This is a genomic window from Gorillibacterium sp. sgz306347 (genome assembly GCF_059735245.1).
In genome coordinates, this window is sequence record NZ_JCAPET010000061.1 from 1 (window position 1) to 23,245 (window position 23,245).

The 23,245-nt window shown below is 60.4% G+C and carries 22 protein-coding genes; 18 read left to right on the plus strand and 4 right to left on the minus strand.

Annotated features, from left to right (window positions below; translation table 11 throughout):
- Positions 1 to 831 precede the first annotated feature (831 nt).
- The 4 genes from AC6I6H_RS20650 (at position 832) to AC6I6H_RS20665 (ending at position 4,456) form a co-directional block, all read left to right on the plus strand.
- Positions 832 to 2,085, plus strand: coding sequence for a DNA polymerase IV (locus AC6I6H_RS20650; RefSeq protein ID WP_497956236.1), 1,254 nt, complete (start codon positions 832 to 834; stop codon positions 2,083 to 2,085).
- 150 nt (positions 2,086 to 2,235) lie between these two features.
- Entirely contained in the window at positions 2,236 to 3,291 is a 1,056-nt protein-coding gene (locus AC6I6H_RS20655; protein ID WP_497956238.1) for a YkvI family membrane protein, read from the plus strand.
- Positions 3,292 to 3,351: 60 nt separating this feature from the next.
- Positions 3,352 to 4,053 carry a DUF421 domain-containing protein gene (locus AC6I6H_RS20660; protein ID WP_497956240.1) on the plus strand — a complete coding sequence of 234 codons (702 nt, stop codon included), beginning with the start codon at positions 3,352 to 3,354 and terminating at the stop codon, positions 4,051 to 4,053.
- Between the two features lie 64 nt (positions 4,054 to 4,117).
- Positions 4,118 to 4,456 carry a YolD-like family protein gene (locus AC6I6H_RS20665; RefSeq protein WP_497956242.1) on the plus strand — a complete coding sequence of 113 codons (339 nt, stop codon included), beginning with the start codon at positions 4,118 to 4,120 and terminating at the stop codon, positions 4,454 to 4,456.
- Positions 4,457 to 4,595: 139 nt separating this feature from the next.
- Here AC6I6H_RS20665 and AC6I6H_RS20670 read toward each other — a convergent pair whose 3' ends face one another.
- Positions 4,596 to 5,768, minus strand: coding sequence for an MGDG synthase family glycosyltransferase (locus AC6I6H_RS20670; RefSeq protein WP_497956244.1), 1,173 nt, complete (start codon positions 5,766 to 5,768; stop codon positions 4,596 to 4,598).
- Positions 5,769 to 6,093: 325 nt separating this feature from the next.
- On the opposite strand from AC6I6H_RS20670, the gene AC6I6H_RS20675 reads away from it, so the two are divergent.
- Both AC6I6H_RS20675 and AC6I6H_RS20680 read left to right on the plus strand, forming a co-directional pair.
- Positions 6,094 to 6,816, plus strand: a complete 723-nt coding sequence (locus AC6I6H_RS20675; protein WP_497956246.1) for a glycoside hydrolase family 73 protein — start codon at positions 6,094 to 6,096, stop codon at positions 6,814 to 6,816.
- A gap of 1 nt (position 6,817) precedes the next feature.
- Positions 6,818 to 7,099, plus strand: a complete 282-nt coding sequence (locus AC6I6H_RS20680) for a holin (RefSeq protein ID WP_497956248.1) — start codon at positions 6,818 to 6,820, stop codon at positions 7,097 to 7,099.
- A 16-nt stretch (positions 7,100 to 7,115) separates the two neighbouring features.
- Here the strand turns inward: AC6I6H_RS20680 and AC6I6H_RS20685 are convergent, their stop codons facing one another.
- Positions 7,116 to 7,553 (minus strand): acetyltransferase, encoded by a 438-nt coding sequence (locus tag AC6I6H_RS20685; protein WP_497956249.1) that lies wholly within the window; start codon positions 7,551 to 7,553, stop codon positions 7,116 to 7,118.
- Positions 7,554 to 7,716: 163 nt separating this feature from the next.
- Between AC6I6H_RS20685 and AC6I6H_RS20690 the strand changes: the two genes are divergently transcribed.
- The 8 genes from AC6I6H_RS20690 to coaD all read left to right on the plus strand — a co-directional run bounded on the left by AC6I6H_RS20690 (position 7,717) and on the right by coaD (position 15,535).
- Positions 7,717 to 7,968, plus strand: a complete 252-nt coding sequence (locus tag AC6I6H_RS20690) for a hypothetical protein (RefSeq protein ID WP_497956251.1) — start codon at positions 7,717 to 7,719, stop codon at positions 7,966 to 7,968.
- 226 nt (positions 7,969 to 8,194) lie between these two features.
- Positions 8,195 to 9,157, plus strand: coding sequence for a metal ABC transporter solute-binding protein, Zn/Mn family (locus tag AC6I6H_RS20695; protein WP_497956253.1), 963 nt, complete (start codon positions 8,195 to 8,197; stop codon positions 9,155 to 9,157).
- A gap of 2 nt (positions 9,158 to 9,159) precedes the next feature.
- On the plus strand, positions 9,160 to 9,900 hold the full coding sequence (locus tag AC6I6H_RS20700; protein WP_497956254.1) for a metal ABC transporter ATP-binding protein: 741 nt from the start codon (positions 9,160 to 9,162) through the stop codon (positions 9,898 to 9,900).
- Entirely contained in the window at positions 9,897 to 10,817 is a 921-nt protein-coding gene (locus AC6I6H_RS20705; RefSeq protein WP_497956256.1) for a metal ABC transporter permease, read from the plus strand. The genes AC6I6H_RS20700 and AC6I6H_RS20705 overlap by 4 nt, the downstream gene beginning before the upstream one ends.
- Entirely contained in the window at positions 10,814 to 11,686 is an 873-nt protein-coding gene (locus tag AC6I6H_RS20710) for a metal ABC transporter permease (protein ID WP_497956258.1), read from the plus strand. The genes AC6I6H_RS20705 and AC6I6H_RS20710 overlap by 4 nt, the downstream gene beginning before the upstream one ends.
- Before the next feature lie 79 nt (positions 11,687 to 11,765).
- Entirely contained in the window at positions 11,766 to 14,144 is a 2,379-nt protein-coding gene (locus tag AC6I6H_RS20715; RefSeq protein WP_497956260.1) for an ABC transporter ATP-binding protein/permease, read from the plus strand.
- 291 nt (positions 14,145 to 14,435) lie between these two features.
- Complete coding sequence (gene rsmD / locus AC6I6H_RS20720) at positions 14,436 to 15,023, plus strand: 16S rRNA (guanine(966)-N(2))-methyltransferase RsmD (RefSeq protein WP_497956262.1); 588 nt, start codon at positions 14,436 to 14,438, stop codon at positions 15,021 to 15,023.
- Positions 15,020 to 15,535, plus strand: a complete 516-nt coding sequence (coaD, locus tag AC6I6H_RS20725) for a pantetheine-phosphate adenylyltransferase (RefSeq protein ID WP_497956264.1) — start codon at positions 15,020 to 15,022, stop codon at positions 15,533 to 15,535. The genes rsmD and coaD overlap by 4 nt, the downstream gene beginning before the upstream one ends.
- A gap of 25 nt (positions 15,536 to 15,560) precedes the next feature.
- Here the strand turns inward: coaD and AC6I6H_RS20730 are convergent, their stop codons facing one another.
- Positions 15,561 to 16,802, minus strand: coding sequence for a nucleoside recognition domain-containing protein (locus AC6I6H_RS20730; protein WP_497956265.1), 1,242 nt, complete (start codon positions 16,800 to 16,802; stop codon positions 15,561 to 15,563).
- 135 nt (positions 16,803 to 16,937) lie between these two features.
- On the opposite strand from AC6I6H_RS20730, the gene AC6I6H_RS20735 reads away from it, so the two are divergent.
- Together AC6I6H_RS20735 and AC6I6H_RS20740 are read left to right on the plus strand one after the other, a co-directional pair.
- Positions 16,938 to 18,182 carry a YlbL family protein gene (locus AC6I6H_RS20735; RefSeq protein WP_497956266.1) on the plus strand — a complete coding sequence of 415 codons (1,245 nt, stop codon included), beginning with the start codon at positions 16,938 to 16,940 and terminating at the stop codon, positions 18,180 to 18,182.
- 639 nt (positions 18,183 to 18,821) lie between these two features.
- On the plus strand, positions 18,822 to 18,968 hold the full coding sequence (locus AC6I6H_RS20740; protein WP_497956267.1) for a hypothetical protein: 147 nt from the start codon (positions 18,822 to 18,824) through the stop codon (positions 18,966 to 18,968).
- A 566-nt stretch (positions 18,969 to 19,534) separates the two neighbouring features.
- Here the strand turns inward: AC6I6H_RS20740 and AC6I6H_RS20745 are convergent.
- The gene (locus AC6I6H_RS20745; protein WP_497956269.1) at positions 19,535 to 20,830 is read right to left on the minus strand and encodes a nucleotidyltransferase; all 1,296 of its coding nucleotides are present in this window, start codon (positions 20,828 to 20,830) and stop codon (positions 19,535 to 19,537) included.
- 846 nt (positions 20,831 to 21,676) lie between these two features.
- On the opposite strand from AC6I6H_RS20745, the gene AC6I6H_RS20750 reads away from it, so the two are divergent.
- Together AC6I6H_RS20750 and rpmF are read left to right on the plus strand one after the other, a co-directional pair.
- Positions 21,677 to 22,198, plus strand: coding sequence for a YceD family protein (locus AC6I6H_RS20750; RefSeq protein ID WP_497956271.1), 522 nt, complete (start codon positions 21,677 to 21,679; stop codon positions 22,196 to 22,198).
- A gap of 31 nt (positions 22,199 to 22,229) precedes the next feature.
- Positions 22,230 to 22,403, plus strand: coding sequence for a 50S ribosomal protein L32 (rpmF, locus tag AC6I6H_RS20755; protein WP_497956272.1), 174 nt, complete (start codon positions 22,230 to 22,232; stop codon positions 22,401 to 22,403).
- Positions 22,404 to 23,245 lie beyond the last annotated feature (842 nt).

Consider the following 23,245-nt stretch of genomic DNA (forward strand, 5'->3'; position numbering starts at 1 on the left):
TGGAGCGCTTGACAAAAACGTTCATAGCAACGGTTGCCACAGCGCCTATTTCGGAAAAAATGGACCAAAACGAGCCAAAAAGTGAAAATAAGCGCTGTGGCAACCGTTACAATTTCGCACCCCCCTTTTTTGAGGCAAATAGCCTCTGTGGCAACCGTTAGCGCAACTTTCGTTTCAATCCGTCTCGAGATCGCCAACCTTTGAGGCGCCAAGGCTGGCACAACCATCAAGTAGTACCGACTTAGCACAACCATCAAGTAAATCGGCTCTGGCTTAACGCATTCGTCAGCCAGTCCAGGGTTACGCAACCGTCAAACAATTGGGAGTGAACGCAACCATCAAGCAATTTTGGAGTTAACGCGACTGTCGAACAGTTCCGAGTTAGTTCCGGAGCATGAATGAGTTTGAAAAGTTGTCCTCCGCGCTCGATCGGCTGTCCCCGCTTCAGGCTCGTAGCCATTTGACCGCCAGTAGCCCGGGCCGTAGCTTTAAGCGGCCGAGCCCCGTGTGCGTGTTTTAACCGCGTTTGACATAGAAACTTTCGGTTGGCACGGAAGCGGATTGTTGGCAGTACAAGACCGGGATTTCCCGGCACCTAGAAGTCCGGCATTTTAAAGACACGGGTTTCCCGGCAGTCTGACCGCGCCGTTCGGACGCGGTTTTTTTGGCATACCCCCATTTTTTCGTTGCGCCGCCCCCAAGAACCGGAACCGCTTGCTCCGGCTCCCCAGCTTATCAAGATATTACCGGTATATGCGAACATAAGTTCGGTATATAATGAATATGCTTAGGAGGGCAGGAACGCAATCGGACAAAAAGGAGCGGGCGGCGTTGAGGGATACGGAGAAGCGCAAGCGAACCATTTTGCTGGTGGACATGCAGAGCTTTTACGCCAGTGTGGAAAAAGCGGCCCATCCCGAGTACCGTGATCGGCCGCTGGCGGTAGCCGGCGACCCGGCACGCCGGTCGGGCATTGTGCTTGCGGCGTGCCCGATCGCCAAGCAGCGGGGGGTGGCCACGGGCAACGCACTCGGCGAAGTGCTCGGGATTTGTCCCGATCTGGTCGTAATCAAGCCGCGGATGGAGCGCTACATTCTCGTGTCCATGGAGATTACGGAGATTCTCGAGTCGTTCAGCGACCTCGTCGAGCCGTTTTCCGTCGACGAGCAGTTTGTCGACGTGACGCCGACGCTTCACCTGTTCGGCGGTTCGGCCGAAGCCGTGGCGGCCCAGATCCAGGCCCGCATCATGGAGGCGACCGGCGTGTTCGCCCGCGTCGGCATCGGCGAGACGAAGGCCGTCGCCAAGATGGCCTGCGACCTGATCGCCAAGCGGCGGCCGGACGGCATCTTCCGGGCGTCCCGGGACGATCTGGCCGCCGCGATCTGGCCTTGTCCCGTCCGCAAAATGTTCGGCGTCGGCTCGCGTATGGGAAAACACCTGAACCGGCTCGGCATCCATACGATCGGCGATCTTGCCAGCACGCCGCTGCAGCGGCTGACAAAGCGGTGGGGCGTCAACGGAGAGGTGTTGTGGCGCGTCGCCAATGGCATGGACGACTCTCCTGTCACAGTCCGTGCGCATGAGGGGCAAAAAGGCGTCGGCCACCACATGACGCTGCCGCGCGATTACCGGACCCGGGAGGAGATCGACACGGTGCTGCTGGAATTGGCCGAGGAGGTGTGCCGCCGCTGCCGCTCCAAAGGCCTGATGGGGGCCGTGGTATCGGTTGGCTGCACCGGGGCGGATTTTGACCGGCCGACCGGCTTTCACCGGCAGCAAAAACTGGCCGTGCCCACGAACGTCACCGGCGCCGTGTACGCTGCCGCACGCGAGCTGTTTCACCGGTTCTGGGACGGCCAGCCGGTCCGCAAGGCGGGCCTCGCCCTCACCGGCCTCGTCTCCGGCGAGGAATACCAGCTCGCCTGGTTCGACGGCGACCGGGAACGGTTCCGCGCGCTGGAGCAGGCGACGGATGCGATCAAGCAGCGGTATGGCTCCTCCGCCATCGTGCGGGCGGCGTCCCTGACGGCCGCGGGCCAGGCGATGGACCGCTCGGGCAAAATCGGCGGGCATTACAAATAAGCCTGCCGCCGCACCCCGGCCCGCATCGCGCCGTCCGCCGCCGGTCCGCCTGCCGCCACGCCGCCGCCGCCGCGAAAGAGGAATACAGGCCCCGCGGCCGGCATACTATGGAAGGGTTCGATCTTATCCATGGTTCCGGAGGACAAGCCGATGGCCCGAAGCACCCGCCAGGCGATCCAGATCGCCGCTACATATGCCGGTACCATCGTCGGAGCAGGCTTTGCCACCGGCCAGTCGATCATGCAGTTTTTTACGGTGCACGGCGGCGGCGGGCTGATTGCGATCCTGCTCAGCACGCTGCTTTTTGTCTGGATCGGCACCAAAACCATGCTGCTCGCGCACCGCATTCAGGCATTTTCCTACCGGGAGCTCAACCGCCACCTGTTCGGGGAGCGCTTTGCCAAATTCGCCGACCTGCTGGTCTTTTTGACGCTTTACGGCGTGACGGCCGTTATGCTTTCGGGAACCGGTGCTCTGCTTGAGGAACAGTTCGGGCTGCCCGAGCATTTGGGCATCCTGTTGAGCATTTTGCTGAGCTGCCTGGTCATGGCCAAAGGAATGACGGGCATTCTCGCCGCCAATTCGCTGGTCGTTCCCCTGATGCTGTTTTTCGGCCTTCTGGTCGCTCTGAACGCTTTGGCGGGAGAGGGGTGGCCCGCGGCGGCGGCCTGGCAGGGATACCGCGCGGAAACCCTGCAGTGGCTGGTCAATCCGCTCGTATACATCGGGCTGAACCTGGCCTCGATGCTGGCGGTTCTCGTGCCGCTCGGCAAAGAAGCCGCCGACGAGCGCGTGCTGAAGCGGGGCGGCGTGTGGGGCGCCATCCTCCTCGGCCTGATGCTGGCGGCGAGCCACTTGGCCATGAGCTCGCAAATGCCGGAGATCGCCCGGTTCGAAATTCCGATGGGGGAGTTGATCGGGAACCTGGGCCGGAGCGTCGCCCTTTTGTTCTCGCTTGTGCTCTATGGGGAAATTTTCACAACGGTGCTCGGCAACGTTTTCGGCATTACCCGGCAGCTCCAAAGCATTTGGCGCCTCCCCGAAACCGTCATTGCCCTTGTCGTCCTGCTGACGTGCTTATGGATCGGTCAAATCGGCTTTTCCGCTTTGCTTGGGTACCTCTACCCGCTTTTTGGCTATGCCGGCGTAGGGCTTCTCCTTTCGCTGGCCGTCAAACGGCTGCCCGAGCCAAGGGGAGGAGAATGAATTTTATGGAAAACGGGCATGGTAACGCCATGAAAGCACTACGGAAAGAGGCGGTTCCTCATGCCCGATTGGCTGGAAGTGGCGCTGCGCACCCTGCTGGCCGTCGTCGTCTTGTTCTGGATGACCAAGGCGCTGGGCAAGCGGCAGGTGTCCCAGCTTTCCCTTTTCGAATACATCACCGGGATCACCATCGGCAGCATCGCGGCCTACATCTGTCTGGAGCTTCAGATGGCGTGGTACCTGGGGGTGATTTCCATATGCGTCTGGGTGGGCGTTTCCCTCGGCATCGAATTCCTGCAGCTGAAAAGCAAAAGGCTCCGGAATTTTTTCGACAGCAAGGCGACGGTTCTCATTCAGGGCGGCGAAATTTTGGAGAGGAATCTGAAAAAGGAACGCATCACCGCGGATGAACTGATGGAGGAGCTGCACAAGAGGAACGTATTTCACGCGGCCGAGGTGGAGTTCGCCATCATGGAACCGAGCGGAGACGTCAACGTGCTGCTGAAAAAAGAACATCTGCCGGTAACGCCTCAAGAGCTGGGGCTTCCGGTCGGCCGGGGAAAAGAACCCCAGACGGTCATCATGGACGGCAAGGTGATGAAAAAGGCGCTGGAAAAGGCCGGGCGGACGCGGGACTGGCTGGACAATGAGCTGAAGCAGGCGGGGCTGTCGGCGGATCAGGTCTTTTTGGCGCAGGTGGATGGAGCGGGCAACCTGTATGTGGATACGTTTGAAAGCCGGACCGGTCCAAAAAAGGATTGATCGCGGAGGGAGCGGCAAGCCTTCTTGAGCCGAAAGGCAAGAGGATGGGAAAGGAGCGGAACGAATGGGCAAAAAGCTGGAGGGGAACGGCCTGTGGGAATCGTCCCGGATGATGCTGCCGGAACACAAAGAGCGCATCCGGGCCCACTACAAGGAACGGGAAAGAAGAACGCTTCCCGAGCTGGATGAGCAGAAGCGGGAGGAAATTGCCCGCGTCATCGGCGATTCGCTGGCCGGCGGAGGCTCCGTTTGCCTGACGGTTTACGGAGAATACGGCATCGCCCGCCTGACCGGCCGGATAGGGCGCGCGGATCTGCCCGGGCGGCGGATCCGGCTTGACCGGGACGGGGAAGAGCCGGTATGGCTGGATATGCGGAACGTGCTTGAGGCGGAGGAAGCCTGAACCGCGGGAAGCCGAAAGCACAGCAGCACCCGATACGCCGCAGGCGGCCGGCGGAGGCGCAGAGCTCCGGCCGGAAGCGGCTTACCGGGCGTTGCGGGTGCTTTTTGCCGTCCGGGGCCGCCGGTGGAAGACGGCTCTCTCACGTCACATAATTGCGCGACAGAGCCGCCGCCGGCCGGGTTTCCGTCGGCGCGGGGGTCCATGCGCCGGAAGCGAGGCTTTCGGCCATCACGGCCACCGCCTCTTCGGTAGAGCGCGGGCGGCGCAGGGCGGCCATGGCGCGGCGCAGCTGCCGCGCCTTGTCTTCGTCCCGGAGAAGGCGGGCGATATGCGCTTCCAGCTCGCCGGGGTTCTCGGCGGCCAGAACGGCGCCCCGCTGCTCGAGGTATTCGGCGTTTTCGCTCTCTTGGCCGGGCACCGGCCGGTAAAGCACGGTCGGCAGATTGGCGCAGAGCGCTTCCGCCAGCGTAAGGCCGCCCGGCTTGGTCACCAGGCAGCCGGCAATCGCCATCAGCATGGGAATCTCGCGAACCACTCCCAGCACCCGGACGTTGTCACGGCCCGCAAACCGTTCCGCAAGCCGCGCTTGCAGACTCCGGTTGCTCCCGCAGACGATCACCGTCTGGAGATCGGAGCGGGCCGCAAGCGAGGCCCCGATCTCCTCGATCCCCCGGCCGACGGTAGGGCAGCCGGCCATCACCAGCAGCGTTTTGCGCGCCGGGGAGAGGCGGAACGCCCGGTAAATCCGGTCGCAGTCCAGCGGGCGGAGAAACCCGGGCCGGAGCGGAATGCCGCTGACGTGAATCCGCTCGCGGGGAATCCCCTTACGCGCCATCTGCTCCGCGAGGTCCTCCGTAGCGACAAAATAGGCATCCACCTCGGGATGAAGCCAGCGGCCATGCGCCGTAAAATCGGTCACGAAGGTGCACGTCGGAATCGCCGTGCCGCGCCGTTTCAGCTCGGCCATGGCCTGCATGGGAAATGTATTCACGACCAGATCGGGTTTTTCCCGTTCCAGAATGCTTTTGAGCTTTAGGGTTCCAAGGCTGTGAAAACGTCTGGCGAAAGGCTGGTCGTGGCGCATCTCTTTCGTCCGGCGGTAAAGCCAGCCGTACAGGCCGGGGAAAAGGGAATAGCTGCGGCGGTAAAAGCGGCGGGAGACGCCGTTGACGAGAGGATGGGATTCCGCCAGCAGGTCGGTCATCGTGACGCGCATGCCGCTTCGCTCCATGGCGTCCCGCAGCGACCGGGCCACCTGCAGATGGCCGTTTCCGAAGCTGGCGTATAGAATAAGGGCTTTTGACTGGGTCATCCGATTATCCACTCCCGGTTCAGGGTTGACAGGAAAGCCGTCCGTTTGACGCTGTTACGCATTCTTACCCAGGCCCGAATAGGGGTGAAGCAAGCGCGGCCGCCGGCGGCATTATTTTTTTGGCGGGTTCTTTACTATACGTATGCGTGCCGGCGGATTGTATCCAATATTATGCCCCGGAAAAGGGGGGGCGCATCCGGCCGCCTTTTTGGGGAGCGCCCTGGCGGCGTCCGTACAAGCAAGAGGCGGACAGCCTGCATTCTTTATAAAAGAAGCGGATTTCGTCCGCGCGCTGCAGCGTGCGGGCGGGAGAGGAGGAGCCGGAATGGAAAAAACGGCCTTTATCGGGCGGCTGGGGCCGCTGGCCGTCGAGGACTACCTTGATTCGGGCGTGCTGCCCTCGATTACAATCGCGCAGGCGGCGCTGGAAAGCGCGTGGGGAAAAAGCGCGCCCGCCAACAATCTGTTCGGCATCAAGGGAGCCGGCCCGGTGAGGACCACGGTGGAGTATGTAAACGGAAAACCGGTCACCGTGCGCGCAGGATTTCGCGCATACGGCTCCTGGGAAGAGAGCGTCCGGGACCACTCGGCCTTTTTGCGGGCGAACCGCCGGTATGCCGCGGCCGGGTTTTTCACGGCGGCCGCCGCGCTCGATTATGCCGCCGCCGCCCGCGCGCTGCAGGCCGCGGGCTACGCGAGCGATCCGGCTTACGTCGCCAAGCTTACCGGCTTGATCGAGGCGAACGGACTCGCCCGCTACGATAAGGAGGGACAAAGCGCGATGAGCAAAATCAGCGAGCTGGAGGCGCTTGCGGCGGCTTACGAAAGCCGGATCGCGGCGCTGGAGAAACGGCTGAATATGTCCGCGAAGGAGCCGATTCCCGACGTATACCTCGCCGCGGTTTCAGCCGCCAAGGAGGCGGGGATCATCACCACCTCGCAGGAAAAGTCCAAACCCGAGCTCAACGTCATCCAGATGCTTTACAACGCCGGCTTGGCCAGCCGGGAAGCCGTCGCCTTCCTGAAGCAGTTAAAGGCGGGGAACTAGGATGCCCAACCAGAACCTGACGGATGTGCTGGCTTTTGCCTCGGTGCTGGCCGTATTTGTGATGGCGCTTGTCCAGCTGGTCAAAAGCGTGTTCAGCGTGCCGCGCAAGCTGGTGCCGCTGATCGGGCTGCTGATCGGCATCGGCGTCGGAGCCGCGGCTTATCCGTTCACGGAGATGGGGCTGGTGCTTCGGCTGTGGGCGGGCGGACTCGCCGGTTTGTCGGCTACGGGCCTGTTCGAGCTTGCCTTTAACAAGCGGGACGGGTATACGAAGGACCAGTAATATCAAAGAAGGACGGTCATGGGTTCAGCTCCAAATGAAGCAGCGGGTAAGGGCGTCCGCTCCCGTCCAGCTCCGATCTTCCCGTTGGAACGAAGCCGCAGCGCGTGTAAAAGGCGCGCGCCCCTTCGTTCTGCTCGTTTACGTCGACTTGAAGCCGGTCTCCCTTGAGAGCTTGCGCGAGGCGGATCAGCCGGGTGCCGATTCCCTGCCCATGGCAGGCGGGATCGACAAATAGCATTTCGATTTTCGGTCCGTCGAGGCCGATAAAGCCGACCGGTTCGCCGGCTTCGCTCCGCTCGACCCAAACCTCAACGGCCCTAAGGGCCTCCTCGTCGACAATGCGGCGGTAAAACGCGAGGTCCTCCCCGCTCAAAAAATGATGCGTCAAACGAACGGCGCGGTACCAGATGTCCACGAGCTGTTCATGCTCGTCAGGGTGATAGGGGTGCTGCATCGTACGCTCTCCTTCCGGGTTTTGTGCCTTCTGTTGAACAACGGAATATAGTTCGGCAAGCCGCAGCTGTTTTCCTTTTCCATGCGACACAGAATTTCCTGCTGGATAAGCGAACGTTTGTTCGGCTATAATAAAGCCGTATCTTGTATTCGGAGGGATGAGCATGCTGGCGGACATTGAACGGAAGCTGCTGCGGATTGTCTACAACTATTTCACCAAATACAGGCGGATGCCGACGTTTGCCGAGCTTTCGGCTATGACGGGCCGGAACCGGCGCGATTTGGCGAAGGCGCTTGACGGGCTTCAGGAGCAGCGGTACGTCGAGTGGGACGGCCGCAGCCCCGACAGCATCTTGATCAAGGAAGGCTGGGAGCGGCAGGAGCGGATACCCGCCAAAGAGCGGGCGCTTCCCTGACCGGAGGGCCCGGAACGAAAGAGAACCGGCAAAAAGAGAATCAGGTCCAAGGATTCCGCAGGTAAAACTGCGGGATCTTTTTTTATAGGCAATCAACTGAAAATAATTATTGACTTTTTTCTGCAGGGAAAGTATTTTCTATTCGAGAACAATTTTTCCCTAAGGAAAAACTTTTCGTTTCAAGAAAGAACTTGACCAAAATATGTAAACGAGAGGGAGGATCACCATGAAGAAAAAACGAAATTCCAGTCTTCGCATCACGGCCGGTTTGCTTGTTATGGCGGGCTCGCTGGCGCTTGCCGCTTGCGGCTCCGGCGGAGGCGGCGGGGAAAAAGCGGCGGCGGACGGGAAGCTACGCGTCGTGACGACCATCGCCCAGATTGCGGAGCCTGTGTCCGTCATCGGCGGGGATAAAATCTCCGTCGAGAGTTTGATGGGGCCGGGCGTAGACCCTCATTTGTACAACGCGACTCAGGGAGATGTGGAGAAGCTGGAGAACAGCGACATCGTTTTTTACAGCGGCCTCCATCTCGAAGCAAATATGCTCAAGGTTTTTGAAGAGATCGGCAAAAAGAAGACCGTGCTGGGGCTGGCCGAAGCGATTCCGGAGGAGCGGCTGCTGAAAGACGAGGAAGGGGCAGTCGACCCCCACGTCTGGTTTGACATCGATTTGTGGAAGGAGGCCCTGGGGTCGGCCGCCGAGGAATTGAAAAAGGCTTCGCCCGAAAATGCGGCTTATTTTGAAGCAAACAAAACCGCTTATTTCGCGGAGCTGGACCGGTTAAAGGAGGAAGCGAGGGAGAAGCTGGCCGCCATTCCGGAAGAAATGCGGGTGCTGGTCACCGCGCATGACGCGTTCGGCTATTTCGGCCGGCTGCAGGGACTGGAGGTGGTAGGGCTGCAAGGGCTCAGCACCGAGGATGAAATCGGACTCGGCGATATCGAGGAAACCATCGGGATTTTGACAAAGCATCAGGTTCCGGCCGTTTTTGTGGAGACCAGCATCAACCCCGCCTCCGTCAACGCGGTTATTGAAGGAGCCAGGGAGCAGGGGTTGTCCGTCAAGCTGGGCGGCGAGCTGTTCTCGGACGCCATGGGGGATGCAGGGACCCCGGAAGGCACTTATCTGGGCATGTACCGCCACAATGTGGACACGATCCGCAACGCGCTGGCCGGAAAGGAGGAATGACCATGGAGACGGTGCTGGAGGTCAAGGGATTGTCCGCTTCGTACCGCAAAAACACCGTGCTGGAGGAGGTGGCCTTCCGGGTGCGGCCGGGAACGCTGACGGCGATTGTCGGCCCGAACGGAGCGGGCAAATCGACGCTGTTGAAAACGCTGCTGGATTTGCACCCGAGGCTGGCGGGAGAAGTGTTGTTTTTCGGCGCCTCCTATGGAAAGGCCAAAGCGCGGATCGGCTATGTGCCGCAGCGGGGATCGGTCGACTGGGATTTCCCCACCAACGCGCTGGACGTCGTGCTGATGGGCTTGTACGGGCAGGTCGGCTGGCTGAAGTGGCCCGGCCGGGTCCACAAGGACAAGGCGATGGCCGCGCTGGCGGCGATGGGCATGGCCGACTATGCGGACCGGCAAATCAGCCAGCTGTCCGGCGGCCAGCAGCAGCGGGTGTTTCTGGCCCGGGCGCTGGTGCAGGAGGCCGAGCTTTATTTTATGGATGAACCGCTTGCCGGCGTGGACGCGGCCACGGAAAAAGCGATCATGGAAACGCTCAAAGCCCTGAAAAGCAAAGGCCGCACCGTCATGGTCGTGCACCACGACCTGCAGACGGTAGAGGATTATTTCGACCATGTGCTTCTCCTGAACCGGACGGTGCTGGCGCATGGACCGACGGAAACGGTGTTCACCAAGGAAAATGTATTCCGCACCTACGGCGGGACGCTTCGCTGGAGCGGAGAGAAGGTGGGCTCATGAACTTTTTGTCCCATAATGCGCAGTGGGTGCTTCTGAGCACCCTGATTCTCGGGACCGCCGCCGGAATGACCGGTTGCCTTGCTTATTGGAAACGGCAAAGCCTGATGAGCGACGCGCTGTCCCATGCGGCGCTGCCGGGGGTGATCGTCGGGTTTGCCATGATGGGGACGAAAAATTTGCCGGCGATGCTGGCCGGAGCGGCGGTCAGCGCTTTTCTGGGCGCTCTGCTGATCCAATGGATCCGCACCTCCAGCCGGATCAAGGAGGATACGGCAATGGGCATCGTGCTGGCCGTGTTCTTCGGGTTGGGCATCATGCTGCTCACCCTGGTCAACCGGACGGCCGGAGCGAGTCAAAGCGGGCTGGACAGCTTTATTTTCGGGCAGGCGGCTTCCATGGTGCGGCAGGATGTTTATCTGATGGGCGGGCTGGCCGCCCTGGTCATGCTGGTAGCGGCATGCGGCTTTAAAGAGTGGAAGCTGTTTTTATTCGATCCCGGCTTTGCGGCGGGCCTCGGCCTTTCGGGACGGCTCATGAACGGGATTTACCTGGGAACGCTCGTTCTGGTCATCGTGATCGGCATCCAGGCCGTCGGCGTCATTCTGATGGCCGCGCTGCTGATCATTCCCGCAGTAAGCGCCCGCTACTGGACGCATTCCTTTAAAGGAATGCTGCTCCTGTCCGGGCTGTTCGGCGGCGCGTCGGGCATGCTCGGCACTCTGGTCAGCACGCTGGGAAAAGGATGGCCGACCGGCCCTTTTATCGTAGTGGTCGCCTCCTCCTGGTTTGCCGTTTCCCTGCTGTTTGGAATCCGCAAGGGGCTGCTGACGGTGCGCTGGCAGCAGCGGGCGCGGAAAAAGGAGCTGGCGCAGCTGTGGACCGGACCTAGCACTGCCCGGGGAGGGGAAACGAGATGAGCTATGCGGGCTGGATTTTGGTAACAGCGTCTTTGGTTGGGTTGTCCTGCGGGCTTATGGGGGTGTGGCTGATCCTGCGCCGCATGGCGATGATGGCCGATGCCATCAGCCATTCGGTTCTGCTCGGCATTGTGGTCGCTTATCTTGTCACCCGCGAGTTAAGCGGCGTTCATATGCTGCTCGGAGCGGTTGCGGCGGGGCTGCTGACGGCTTTGCTGGTGCAGTGGCTCCACGCCCGGGGCGTTCAGCAGGAAGCTTCGATCGGAGTCGTGTTCACCACGCTTTTTGCGGCCGGTGTCATTCTCATCGCCACCAAGGTCGGAAACGCGCATCTGGACATCAAGCACACCCTGATGGGGGAAATCACCTTTGTGCCCTGGGAAAAGACGGTTTTGCCGTGGGGCGCGGAAATGCCGGAAGCGCCTCTGCTGCTCCTTCTCGTGCTGGTTGTCGTGCTGGCGGCGATCCTGTTGTTCTACAAGGAACTGAAAATCACTTCATTTGATCCGGCGCTCGCCGCCAGCATCGGCATTCCGGTGGTCGTGACGCATTATGCGTTTATGTCGCTGCTTTCGGTCACGACGGTCGCTGCATTCGACGCGGTGGGCGCGATTATGGTGGTCGCCATGCTCATCGCGCCGGCGGCGGCCGCCTACCTGTGGACCGACCGGTTGTCCGTGATGCTTGCACTGAGTGCGGGGCTTGGCGTCCTTTCGGCAATCGCCGGCTATTTCATCGCCGTGTGGCTGGATACGTCCATCTCGGGGGCGATGGCTTTTTCGGCCGGACTCGTGTTTATGGCGAGCTTCCTCGGCTCGCCCCGCTACGGCGTGCTGGCCCGTTTTGTTCATCCGGGCGGCACAATTTAATATTCAGTTCATATTTGTCTGGTATCCTAAAAAAAAACGAGAATCCGTTATGGAGAGCCGAGAGGATGAAACCAGCCGAATGCTGCAACTGAAAAACATTTCCAAAAGCTATACCACCGGGACGTTTACCCAGCAAGCGCTGAACGACGTCAGCCTGGATTTCCGCGAAAGCGAATTTGTCGCCATTCTGGGCCCGAGCGGATCGGGCAAAACCACCTGCCTGAACCTGATCGGCGGGCTGGACCAATACGACAGCGGGGATCTGGTGATCAACGGAACGTCCACCAAGAATTTCAAGGACGCGGATTGGGACGCCTACCGCAACAACAGCGTCGGGTTTATTTTCCAAAGCTACAACCTGATTTCCCACCTGAGCATCACGGATAACGTGGAGATGGGCATGACGCTCAGCGGCGTCCCGGCTTCCGAAAAACGGAAAAAAGCGGTCGAGGTGCTGGAGAAGGTCGGCTTAAAGGAGCACATTCACAAGAAGCCGGGCCAGCTGTCGGGCGGCCAGATGCAGCGGGTGGCGATCGCGCGGGCGCTTGCCAACGACCCGGACATCATTCTGGCCGACGAGCCGACCGGCGCGCTCGATACGGCGACCAGCGAGCAGATCATGCAGCTGATCAAGGAGATCGCCAAGGACAAGCTGGTGGTTATGGTCACCCACAACCCCGAGCTGGCGGAGGCGTACGCAGACCGGATCGTGCAGTTCCGCGACGGCCGCATCGTGTCGGACAGCAACCCGCCGGGCGGACAAACCGGAACATCGTCATACAAGCTGAAAAAGACTGCGATGAGCTACTGGACCGCGCTCAAGCTGTCCGGCAAGAACATCGCCACCAAAAAATGGCGGACGGCCCTCACGGCCTTTGCTTCCAGCATCGGCATCATCGGAATCGCGCTCATCCTGTCTTTGTCGAACGGCTTCGACAAGCAGATCAGCAGCTACGAGTCCGGCGCGCTGTCCAACTTTCCGGTCACGATCAGCGAATCGGCCGCGAACATCGACCTGTCCGATCCTTCTTCGGCCAACATGCGCGAAGAGGCGCAAAAATGGACGGAGTTCCCGCAAGCCGGCGAGATCTATCCCTATGATCCGATGGCGAACACCATCCTGCACCGCAATGTGCTGACCCCGGACTACCTGGCTTACTTGGACGGCATCGATCCGGCTCTTCTCGACGGCGTTTCCTACAGCCGCAAGGTGAACCTGAACCTGCTCCGGTCGGACGGCACAACCGCCGCCGCCGTCAATCCGGTGCAGATGAACCTGCAGCCTTACCCGAGCAAGCCGGAAGGTACCGAAGGCAGCTACGTGGAGAACTACTACGATCTGCTGGCCGGCGAGTTTCCGAAGGCGCCGACCGATCTGGTGATGGTCGTGGACGAATACAACCGCATCAACCTGACGGTGCTCGACGCGCTCGGGCTTGATTACGAGGCGGACCGTCTCCCCTTCGATTCCATTGTGGGACACGAATTCAAGCTGATTTATAACAACGACTACTATGTCCGGGCGGAAAACAGCCGGTTTCAGATGAACGCCGCCGGTCTGATGGACCTGTACAACAGCGAAAACGCGGTCACGCTCCGCATTTCGGGCATCCTCCGCCAGCAGCAGGACTCCCCGATGTCGACGATGTCCGCCGGCATCGCCTATTCCGACGAGCTTGCCGCCCAATTTATCGAGAACGCGCAGGCTTCCGACATTGTCAAGGCCCAGGAAGCGGAGCCGGGTATCAACGTCCTTACCGGCAAGGCGTTTCCGGATGTGACGGAAATGCACATGCAGCCCGGAATGGGGATGGGGATGGGCACATCCGGCGCGGTGGATCCCTTGACAGCCGAGTCGAAGGACGACGTGCTGGCCGCTCTAGGCGCAACCTCCGTTCCGGCCTCCATCTCGTTGTACCCGAAGGATTTTGAAGCCAAGGAAGCCGTGGTGCAGTACCTGGACAAATGGAACGAAGGCAAGGCCGACAAGGATCTGATCGTTTACACGGACCTCGCCGCGATGGTGACCAGCCTGTCGAGCGGCATCATGGACGGCATCACCATGGTGCTCATCGCGTTCGCGTCGATCTCGCTGTTCGTTTCGCTGATCATGATCGGCATTATCACGTACATCTCGGTGCTGGAGCGCACCAAGGAAATCGGCGTTCTGCGCGCGCTCGGCGCAAGGAAAAAAGACATCACCCGCGTGTTCAACGCGGAAACCTGCATCATCGGAACGCTGTCCGGCCTGCTCGGCATCGGGATCGCCTATCTGCTGACGATTCCCGTCAACATGGTGCTGAAATCGCTGACCGACCTGACCAACGTCGCCCAGCTGAACCCCGTGCACGCCTTCCTGCTCGTGGTGATCAGCGTCGCCTTGACCATGCTCGGCGGCTTCATCCCCGCCAAGTTTGCGGCGAAGAAAGACCCGGTCGTGGCGTTGCGCAGCGAATAAACGGATTGTACAAAAAAAGCCCCTGAAACCGCCGGTTTCAGGGGCTGAATGGTTTATTCGGCGTCCGCCGGGAAAGCGGACGCCTGCATGGGAGAGGAGAAACCGGACGAAGCCTTATGGGGAATTAAGTCTTCTCCGCGGTTGTCTACGGCATCTCGCGACGCCGATACTGTAAGTTTGGACAGGCGGAGGGAAATTTATACATGCCGGGTCAAAAGTGGTTTGGGACGCGCGGCGGAATGTGGTACGATAGGCGGGATAAGACAAGAGACAAGCGGGGGCGTATCGAACATGAGAGTCATATCCGGGGAAGCGAAAGGCCGGCCCCTGAAAGCGGTGCCGGGCACGGGAACGCGCCCGACAACGGATAAAGTGAAGGAAGCGGTGTTCAGCATCATCGGGCCGTATTTCGACGGCGGCTGGGTGCTGGACCTGTTCGCCGGAACCGGCGGGCTCGGCATAGAAGCGTTAAGCCGGGGAGCGGAACGGGCCGTGTTTGTGGATGCGGACAAGACAAGCATAGACGTCGTCCGCCACAACGTGAAGACGACCGGTTTTGAGGAGCGCGCCGAAATTTACCGGAACGACGCGGGCCGGGCGCTGAAGGCGCTGGCCAAACGGGAGGCCCGGTTCCGGCTTGTTTTTCTCGATCCGCCCTACCGAATGAAAACGGCGGGCCAGTTAATGGAGACGATGGATGCGCTGGGGCTGCTGGAACCGGAGGCGACCGTCATGGTGGAGCACGACTCCGGGCATGAGTACGAAGACCACTACGGGCCGTTCCGCCGCTCCAAAAAAGCCGTTTACGGCGAAACGGCGGTCAGCGTTTACCGGTACGAAGCGGGAGGACCCAACGAGCCGAAGGAGGAAATTCAATGAAACGCATCAAGCACGAGCCTTCCGTTGCCGTTTGCCCCGGAAGCTTTGACCCGGTGACCTACGGGCATCTGGATATCGTGACCAGGGCTGCCGAGGTATTCGATAAAGTGATTGTCGCGGTGTTGAACAACATGAGCAAGCAGCCGCTTTTCAGCGTGAAGGAACGCCTGGACCTGCTGCGGGAAGTGACAAAGGACATTCCGAACGTGGAAGTGGACTCCTTTGACGATCTCCTGATCAATTACATGACAGAGAAAAAAGCCCACGTGATCGTAAAAGGCCTGCGGGCGGTTTCGGACTTTGAATACGAGCTGCAGATGGCTTCGGTCAACCGGAAGCTGAACGAGCAGATTGAAACCTTTTTTATGATGTCGAGCAATCAGTATTCGTATCTCAGCTCGAGCGTTGTGAAGCAGGTGGCCCGGTTCGGCGGTCCGGTTAACGATCTGGTGCCGGAGGCGGTGGAAAAAGCGCTTCGCGCCAGGTTCGCCGGCGGCAGGGAGGATGCATAAACGGCAAAAGCGGAAAGGCGGCGTGTTACCCTGATTTGCCGTAACGCTTAACGGCTGCCAGCAAGAGCAGCGCGGCCGTACCGAAAGCAAAAATCAGCCCGTAAACGGCCAGCGCCCGGTTGGCGGGCAGCGCGTGCCAAAGCGACGGAAACGTTTCCGTAAAGGCGGCTGGTGCCGGCCCCCACGCCGCTATTCCGCCGTGGGCGGCGGTCGGCGCCGAACCGGACAGCCAGGGCGCGAGCCGCCGGCCGGCTGCCGCCGTGAGGCAGAACCCGGCCGCCGCGTGAAGCAGCCGCCCGCCGAGAAAGACGCGGTAGCGCGGTCCGCCGCGCCGGAAAAGGGAGCGCACCTGCAGGTGCAGCGAAAGGCCGCCCCAGCCGAGCGCAGCGCCGATGACGGCGTACAGCGGCAGCGGGCCGGACAGCCGGACGGCGGCGGAATAAACGCCGAGGTGGGGGTCCAGCAGGGCGGGCAGCAGCGGAAAAAAGACGGGCAGCACGGAGTCCGGCAGCCAGATCGACAGCATGCGGCAGAGGACGGAGAAGAAGATGACGAAGCCGCTTAGGGCAAAAAGCGTCTGAGTAGCGGACGCGACCGAATCCCCGAGCAGCTTGCCGAAGGTCCGCCCGTCCTCCGCCCGCGCCTCCCCGATGGCGCGGGAGAAGCGGGTCCAGGCGCCGGGGCGTGAGCGCATCCGCTGCGGCTTGCCGGATGGCGGGTCGTCCCGGCCGGAGCTCCACAGCCGGCAGGCGGCGAAGGCCGCAAGAACGCCGGCCAGGTAATGCATGCCGAGCACAAACAGCCCGGCTTTTGCGTTTTGCAGCAGCCCCGCTCCGATTACGGTCAGGAGAAGAGCGGGGCTGGCGAAATGCGACGCCGCCATCGCCCGCTCGGCCTCGCCGCGCGTCAGGCGCCCGGCCTCAAAGCTGCGGGCGGTTTCTTCCGCCCCGGCCGGAAAGCCGCCGAAAAAGCCCGCCGCCGCCGCCCGGCTCCCTTCGCCGGTCAGGCGGAACAGGCGGCCGAGCAGCGGCTCCGCCAAAGCGCCGGCGGCGCGCACAAACCCGAGGCCGGCGGCGATCCGCACCAGAATCAGATAAGGCATCAGTCCCGGCAGGAGCAGGGTCCACCACAGGCGGAGGCCTCCGAGAGAGGCTTGAAACGTATCGTCGGGATAGAGGATAATCAAAAGAACCAGCAGGAGCGCCGCCAGTCCGTACAGGCCGGTTGCGAGCCGGCTGTTTTCGCCTTTTTTTGGGGCGGAGGCCATATGCGTTCTCCCTCCATATGGATTGTCCGTTCATATGTACGTGGTTTGACGCGTATTTAGAAGTACGGCGGGCAAGCCCGCTTGGACTGGGGAAGGACGAGCGAAAGAGAAGAGCATGAAGGTGGAGGAGCGCGCATGAAACGCAACAACGGGGCGGACGACCGCCGGGGCCCGCGCGGCCGCGTGCCGGGGCAGCCGGCCAGAATCGGCCGGGCGGCCGCAATCAAGCTGTCCGCCGCTGTCCTGATCGGACTTGCGGCGGCGTATTTTCTCGTTTTTTATCCTCTTCCGTATTACATCTACCAGCCCGGCTCGGCGGACAACATCCGGCCGATGGTGCAGACGGGACACGACAGTCCCCCGGAAAAAAGCACATTTATGCTGACGACGGTGGGCGTGCTTCCTGCCAATGTGCTGAACTATGTCTGGGCCGAGGCGACGGATAAGGAAATCATCAAAAAGCAAAGTGTGCTGCGGGGAGAGACGGAAGAGGAATACAACCAGCGGCAGGTGTACAGCATGACCACCTCGCAGAGCAGCGCGATTCTGGCCGCTTACCGGGAACTGGGCATCCCGCACCGGATTCAGACCGACAACATCATGGTCATGCATGTCGAGCCGTCCATGCCGGCCGCCAAGGTGCTCCGGGTGGGCGATCAGCTGCTCAAGCTGGACGGCAAGCCGATCGATTCGCCCGAGCAGCTGGCCGAATTCCTGAAGGGCAAAAAGGCGGGAGATTCCGTTGCCGTCACGTTCCGCCGAAACGGCCAGACGCTGGACCGGTCGGTGGAGCTCGCCTACCTGCCCGACCCCGCAGTCCCTTCCCCTTCCGCAGGAGCAAGCGTCACGGCGGAGCCTTCCGGGTCTCCGGAAGCCGCTGTTTCCGGGCCGGCGCCCTCGACGCCCGCTCCGGCGACGGCCGGCGGAAGCCCCTCCGATACGGCCGCCGGGGACGGGCAACCGGCCGAGCGGCGGGTGGGCATCGGCATCAGCTACAATATCATCCAGTCGGTGCAGCCGGACCGCAAGCAGGACGCCATCTCGATCAAAGCGGGCGACATCGGCGGCCCGTCAGCCGGCCTGATGTTTACGCTGGAGATCATCAACCAGCTGGTACCCGAGGACATCGGCAAAGGACACCGCATCGCGGGAACAGGGACGATCGACGAAGAGGGAACCGTGGGACCGATCGGGGGCATTCAGTACAAAGTGGTGGCCGCCGACCGGAAAAATGCGGAGCTCTTCTTCGCTCCCGCCGGAGACAACGCCGAGGTGGCCCGCAAGCAGGCGGAAAAAATCGGCACCAAGATGAAAATCGTACCGGTGCATACGCTCAAAGAGGCGCTGGCTTATCTGAAGGAACTGCCCGATAAGGAGTAGAGCGGGTATCGCAGACCGGCAGGAACTGGAGGCGCGCCGCAGGCCGCTTGCCGTCGATAATGCGTGAACGGAGCGAAGGCGGGCCGAAGCGCAGCGGGATGCCTGTGCGGAGAGAGCATGCGGCAAACGAAGTGGCCGGTGAGCGAAACGGAGCGAAGTCGGGCCGAAGTGCAGCGGGATGCCTGTGCGGAGAGAGCATGCGGCAAACGAAGTGGCCGGTGAGCGGAACGGAGCGAAGGCGGGCCGAAGCGCAGCGGGATGCCCGCGCGGAGAGAGCATGCGGCAAACGAAGTGGCCGGTGAGCGAAACGGAGCGNGGAGCGAAGTCGGGCCGAACTGCAGCGGGATGCCTGTGCGGAGAGCGTGCGATAAAGAAGAAGGGCCTATGTGCGGTAAGAGCAGACGGTCGATTTTGAAGCGGGGCGTGATAACGTCCCGCTTTTTTGCTTGATAGGGTCCAGGTATAGGAGAGGGTTGCTTTGCGGCTGGTCCCCCATCCACGAAGGCTGTCCTCTATTGAACGGCTCCCATTGTATCTGGACAGTTCCAGTTGCTTCGCTCGTCCTTTCTTTTGCGGTGCTTTTTTGTCTGACAAGGTGAGTGATGGGGGGATCGAACGACCGATAACAAGAAACAAGGAATGAGGAATAAGGAGAAAGAAGCAGAGAGAAATAAGAAAGAAGCAAGGAGTAAGGAGAAGGAAGCAAGGAGTAAGGAGAAAGAAGCAAGGAGTAAGGAGAAGGAAGCAAGGAATAAGGAGCAAGGGGAACGAAAACCAAGGGCCTAGGAATAGGGAAGAGCGAAGCGAATAGGTGTAAAACGACACTTATTTCCAAAGATTTCGGGGTCTGGCGAGAAATAATCACATAGATGCACTTATTTTCCAGAAAAAAAGCGATAACCAGGGAAAATGGATGAAATAATTGCTTTTATGCATCTATTTGGTCGAATATAGCGATAAATGGTGTGATTAGTTGTCTTTTTGCACTTACTGTCCAACATACGAGCGAGTGGCCTCTGGAAGTGGGGAATTCGTGCTTACTCTTTTTCGGTTAGAGGCTCACAACCCTTATCTCGTTCTCTTCAAAACGCTCTTTCGGACGGGCGGGGCGGTGTGGCTCCCGCGGCATGGTGTTCCGCGGTTTGTCGGACCTGCCGGGGAAGCAACAAAGCGATTAGAAGTGTAAGAAGTTCAAGAACCGCTGCGCGACAAATCCAGCCCGTCATTGAAGTCCTTCCGAACATCCAAACAAATGGCGGGAAGCAGGGTTCAATGCGCACTCTGTTTGATGCTGAAGCGGTGGAACACTTTTTAATTTCCGGCCTCCAGACTCAAGCAATTATTGGCGCTGCTCATGTAACCTTTTTGTCGCTCAACCATTGAAGTGGAGCCTGATAATAGTCGCGCCGCAGGTTCCGGCTGTCGGGAAGAGGGCAGGCGAGGGCGTATGCCGCCGCAGCCCGAAGGTCTGTTTCGAGCAGCGGGGCGTTGGCTTTCGTTACGTTGGTGACAACGGGAACCGAGGCGGTGCGCCGCATCCGCTTCAAAAGCTCCCGACCGCGGGAGCTGAACCCGAGGACGCGCAAATAAGAAACGCCGGCCGCCAGCGTCTCGCGCGTCACTTCCTCCTTCCGGCGGCCGAGCAAAATGCCCAGCAGCGCCCTTTGCAGCCGGGCTCGGGTATACCGCTTTGTTTTGGCGGCGGCGAGGAGCTGCTCAACCCGGTCGTTCCGGGTGTGGTCAATGGCAGCCAGCGCGCTTTTGAAGCGGTTTTCCAAGCCCTCTGTTACGTCGGTATAGCGGGCAAGCTCCTCCGGCGGCCGGGAGGCAAGCAGGTGGAGCAGGGGAGCGGCAAACCGCTCCCAGTCCACCGGGCCGCGTCCGGCCGCCCATTCCCGCCGCAGCACAGCGAGCGTGTGCGCGGGCACGTACGGCCGCGCCGCTTCCAGCGCGGCCTCGCCTTGCGGCGGCTGCGCGGAGCCGCCGCCGTCCGGGACCGCCGCCCCTGCGAGCAGGCGGCGGACCGCCGTGGCGCTGGCGATCGGCCCGGCCGCATCGCGCTCGTGATACCCCGCCCCTTGGCGGGGGATCGCGAGCGGAACGATGCGGCTGCCGAGCCGCTCGAGCGCCACGCAGTAGTGCAGCCCAAGCGTATCGTTGGGCTGCCCCGCGAGGCCGGCGGCGTCCGTTCCGCCGGCAATCGCTCCGGCTGCCGCGGCGTAGGCGGCCGGGTAGCTCGCTCCGCGGGCGAGCTCGCTTTGCAGCCGGAGGCGCAGCTCCTCCGGCTCGGCCGCGAGGCGGGCCGCCAGAGCGCGGAGCGGTCCGGCGTCGCCGGATTCGCTGCCGAAAACGAGCGCGTCCGCGACGCCCGTCGCCTGAAGCGCGGAGACCGCACCGTAGGCGAACCACTCTGCGGGCTGCGTGCTGAAAAGAACCGGCAGCTCCAAGACCAGGTCGACTCCGGCCGCCAGCGCCATTTCGGCGCGCGCCCATTTGTCCACGACCGCGGGCTCCCCGCGCTGAAGAAAAGGTCCGCTCATAACGGCGAGCACGGCGTCCGCTCCCGTTATCCGTCGGGTTTCCTCCAAATGATGGACATGCCCGTTGTGCAGCGGGTTATATTCAACCACGATTCCGGCTGTTTTCATCCCAAGTGACCTCCAAAAGCCTCATACTGACGCTATCCTTCGTGCCGTCCGGCCAAAATGTATAATCCGCGGCACCCCAGTTGAATTATAACGGATAACGGCTAAACGCCCAACCCGCCTATCCCGGTGAAAAAAGAAACAGCCCCTCAAAGCATTACGTCGAAGCAACCGGAGGGATAAAGGGGGCTTATTATCTACGTAATGGACGCGGATTCCGCCGCAGTTTGAGGGCCAGTCAGGATTGCCTCACGGTTGCCGGGGGTAAACTGTTCTCGTGGTTTCGGTACGGATTGCCTGTCGCGGTTGGCAGGATCAGTCGGTTTTGTTGGTAGCGGCAGGTTTGCCGTCGCAATACAGACTCCACTCATGGCAGCGATGCAGTCGTCGCGCATAGCGGGTCAGACTGGTTTCGTCGTGGTAATGCGGATAGCCGTCGTAGTGAGCGGGACGGATTCTAACCAGGGTTGCGGTTAGGATAGCCGTCACGGGTTGTCGGGTCAGACTGTTGTGTCGCGGCAGTGCGGATAGCCGTCGCATTAACGGCTTGACTTTTATATGCTTACGGGTTGCCGTCTCAGTTGCCGGCCAGGTTCTCATAAGGGCTGCGGTCCGGAAGAAGAGTCCAAGTTGACAGACCGCCCTGGCGCGTTGCCAGAAGACCAGTTTGTCTGTTTTTTGGAACCGTATGCCGGTACCTTTCGGCTTTGTTTTATCAGCGTTCCGTCTTGTGCCATTTTTTCGCTGCTTTCTCCGATTCCGGGCGTTTGTCTGGCTGTCAGTGAGAAAAGGTTGACACAGCCTTTCGGTATAGCTATAATTATTTTTGTTTGTTTGGAGTGATGCATAATGCAAATTAACATGAAAGACCTGCTTGCCCGGGAACGTACGGTCGAGCTCCACGAGCGGCTGGACTTGTCCGACTTGCTCGGCGGACGCCAGGACCTTGCGGCTTTCAGCGAGCTGGATGCGGCGCTTTCCGCCGTGTCCGAGAACGGTACGGTCGAGGTCAAGGGTGAGCTCAAGCTTTCAGTGACGATGCTTTGCTCCCGCTGCCTGACTCCGGCTCCGGAAGAACTGGTGATCCCGTTTCGGGAACGGTTCACGAAGGACCCGGTCGAGTTTACCGAAGAAGAAGAGGATGACGAGCTTCACGAAGTGAAGACCGATTCCGTCGATTTGAAGCCTTTTGTGGAAGAAGCGGTCTGGATGGCGCTGCCTTACGTTCCGCTTTGCCGGGAAGATTGCAAAGGCCTGTGCCCTACCTGCGGCGAGAACCGCAATGAGCGGCCCTGCGGCTGTACCCAGGAGAAAATCGACCCCCGTCTCGCGGGCTTGTCCCAATTTTTCGAAAAAGAAGAAGACCGCTGACGGTTTTTACTTATGCAAGGAGGTGGGAAATATGGCAGTACCTCAAAGGAGAACGTCCAAAACGCGTCGCGACAAGCGCCGGACTCATTTCAAGCTTGCGGTTCCGGGCATGGTGAAATGCGAGCAATGCGGCGAACTGAAGCTGGCACACCGCGTGTGCAAAGTATGCGGTTCCTACAAAGGAAGAGACATCATCAAGCAATAGTTTAAGAAAGTAGTACTTCATCTGGCGGTGAGGTGCTATTTTTTTTGCTCCGAAGCAAGCTCCCCCATTTAAACAAGACCCTTCCCGCAAAATCGGCAGGCTCCGCGAAGACTGTGTTCATAAAGGCCAGCTCAGTGAAATATGTGCCAAACGGCCGGCTCCGAGAAGTATGTGCTCGTACGGCCTGCTGGCTACGCGAGTGGCACTTCTGTTCGGTCGATGCGCAAGCGAGGCGGCAATTCCCCCGGAAAATTCAATAAACGGCGGGGCGGCAAGAGGAAGATGAAAGTTAGCGTCTGCCGTACCTGGTCTAGACGATCGTTCTGTGGTTTTAGGTGTTAGACACATTTTGTCCCGCCAGTCCCGCAAACTCTGCAATTTCCGCAAATTCCACAATTTCCGCAAACAAGCGAAATGGCAGTCCAGGGACGCTCTTTTCATTAGGTGGGGGATTGCCCAAGTCGTCGACACTATAGCGCTCAGGTAAAACGCCCAGGTATCGCTTCTTTGATGCTCAGGAAAGGGGCGCGGAACGTCTAACGGTTGCCAGAAGCGTTATTTGGACAAAAAAGAGCGTTTGGAATTTCTAACGGTTGCCACGGAGCTTATTTTTGTGTTTTCACCGGTTGGAGCCCTTTTTTTCGCAAATAGCGGCTGTGGCAACCGTTAAAATTTAAAAAGGGCTTTTTTGGCCCGAATAAGCTCTGTGGCAACCGTTAGATTTTTTCGAGGACAATTCGAGAGGTCAAATTGCCGCTCTTTCGGCCATCAGTCCCCCTGACGCGGCTGCCCCGCCGGGCGTCCGGCTTGCTCCGCCGCTGCCCCGCCTTGCGTCCGGCTTG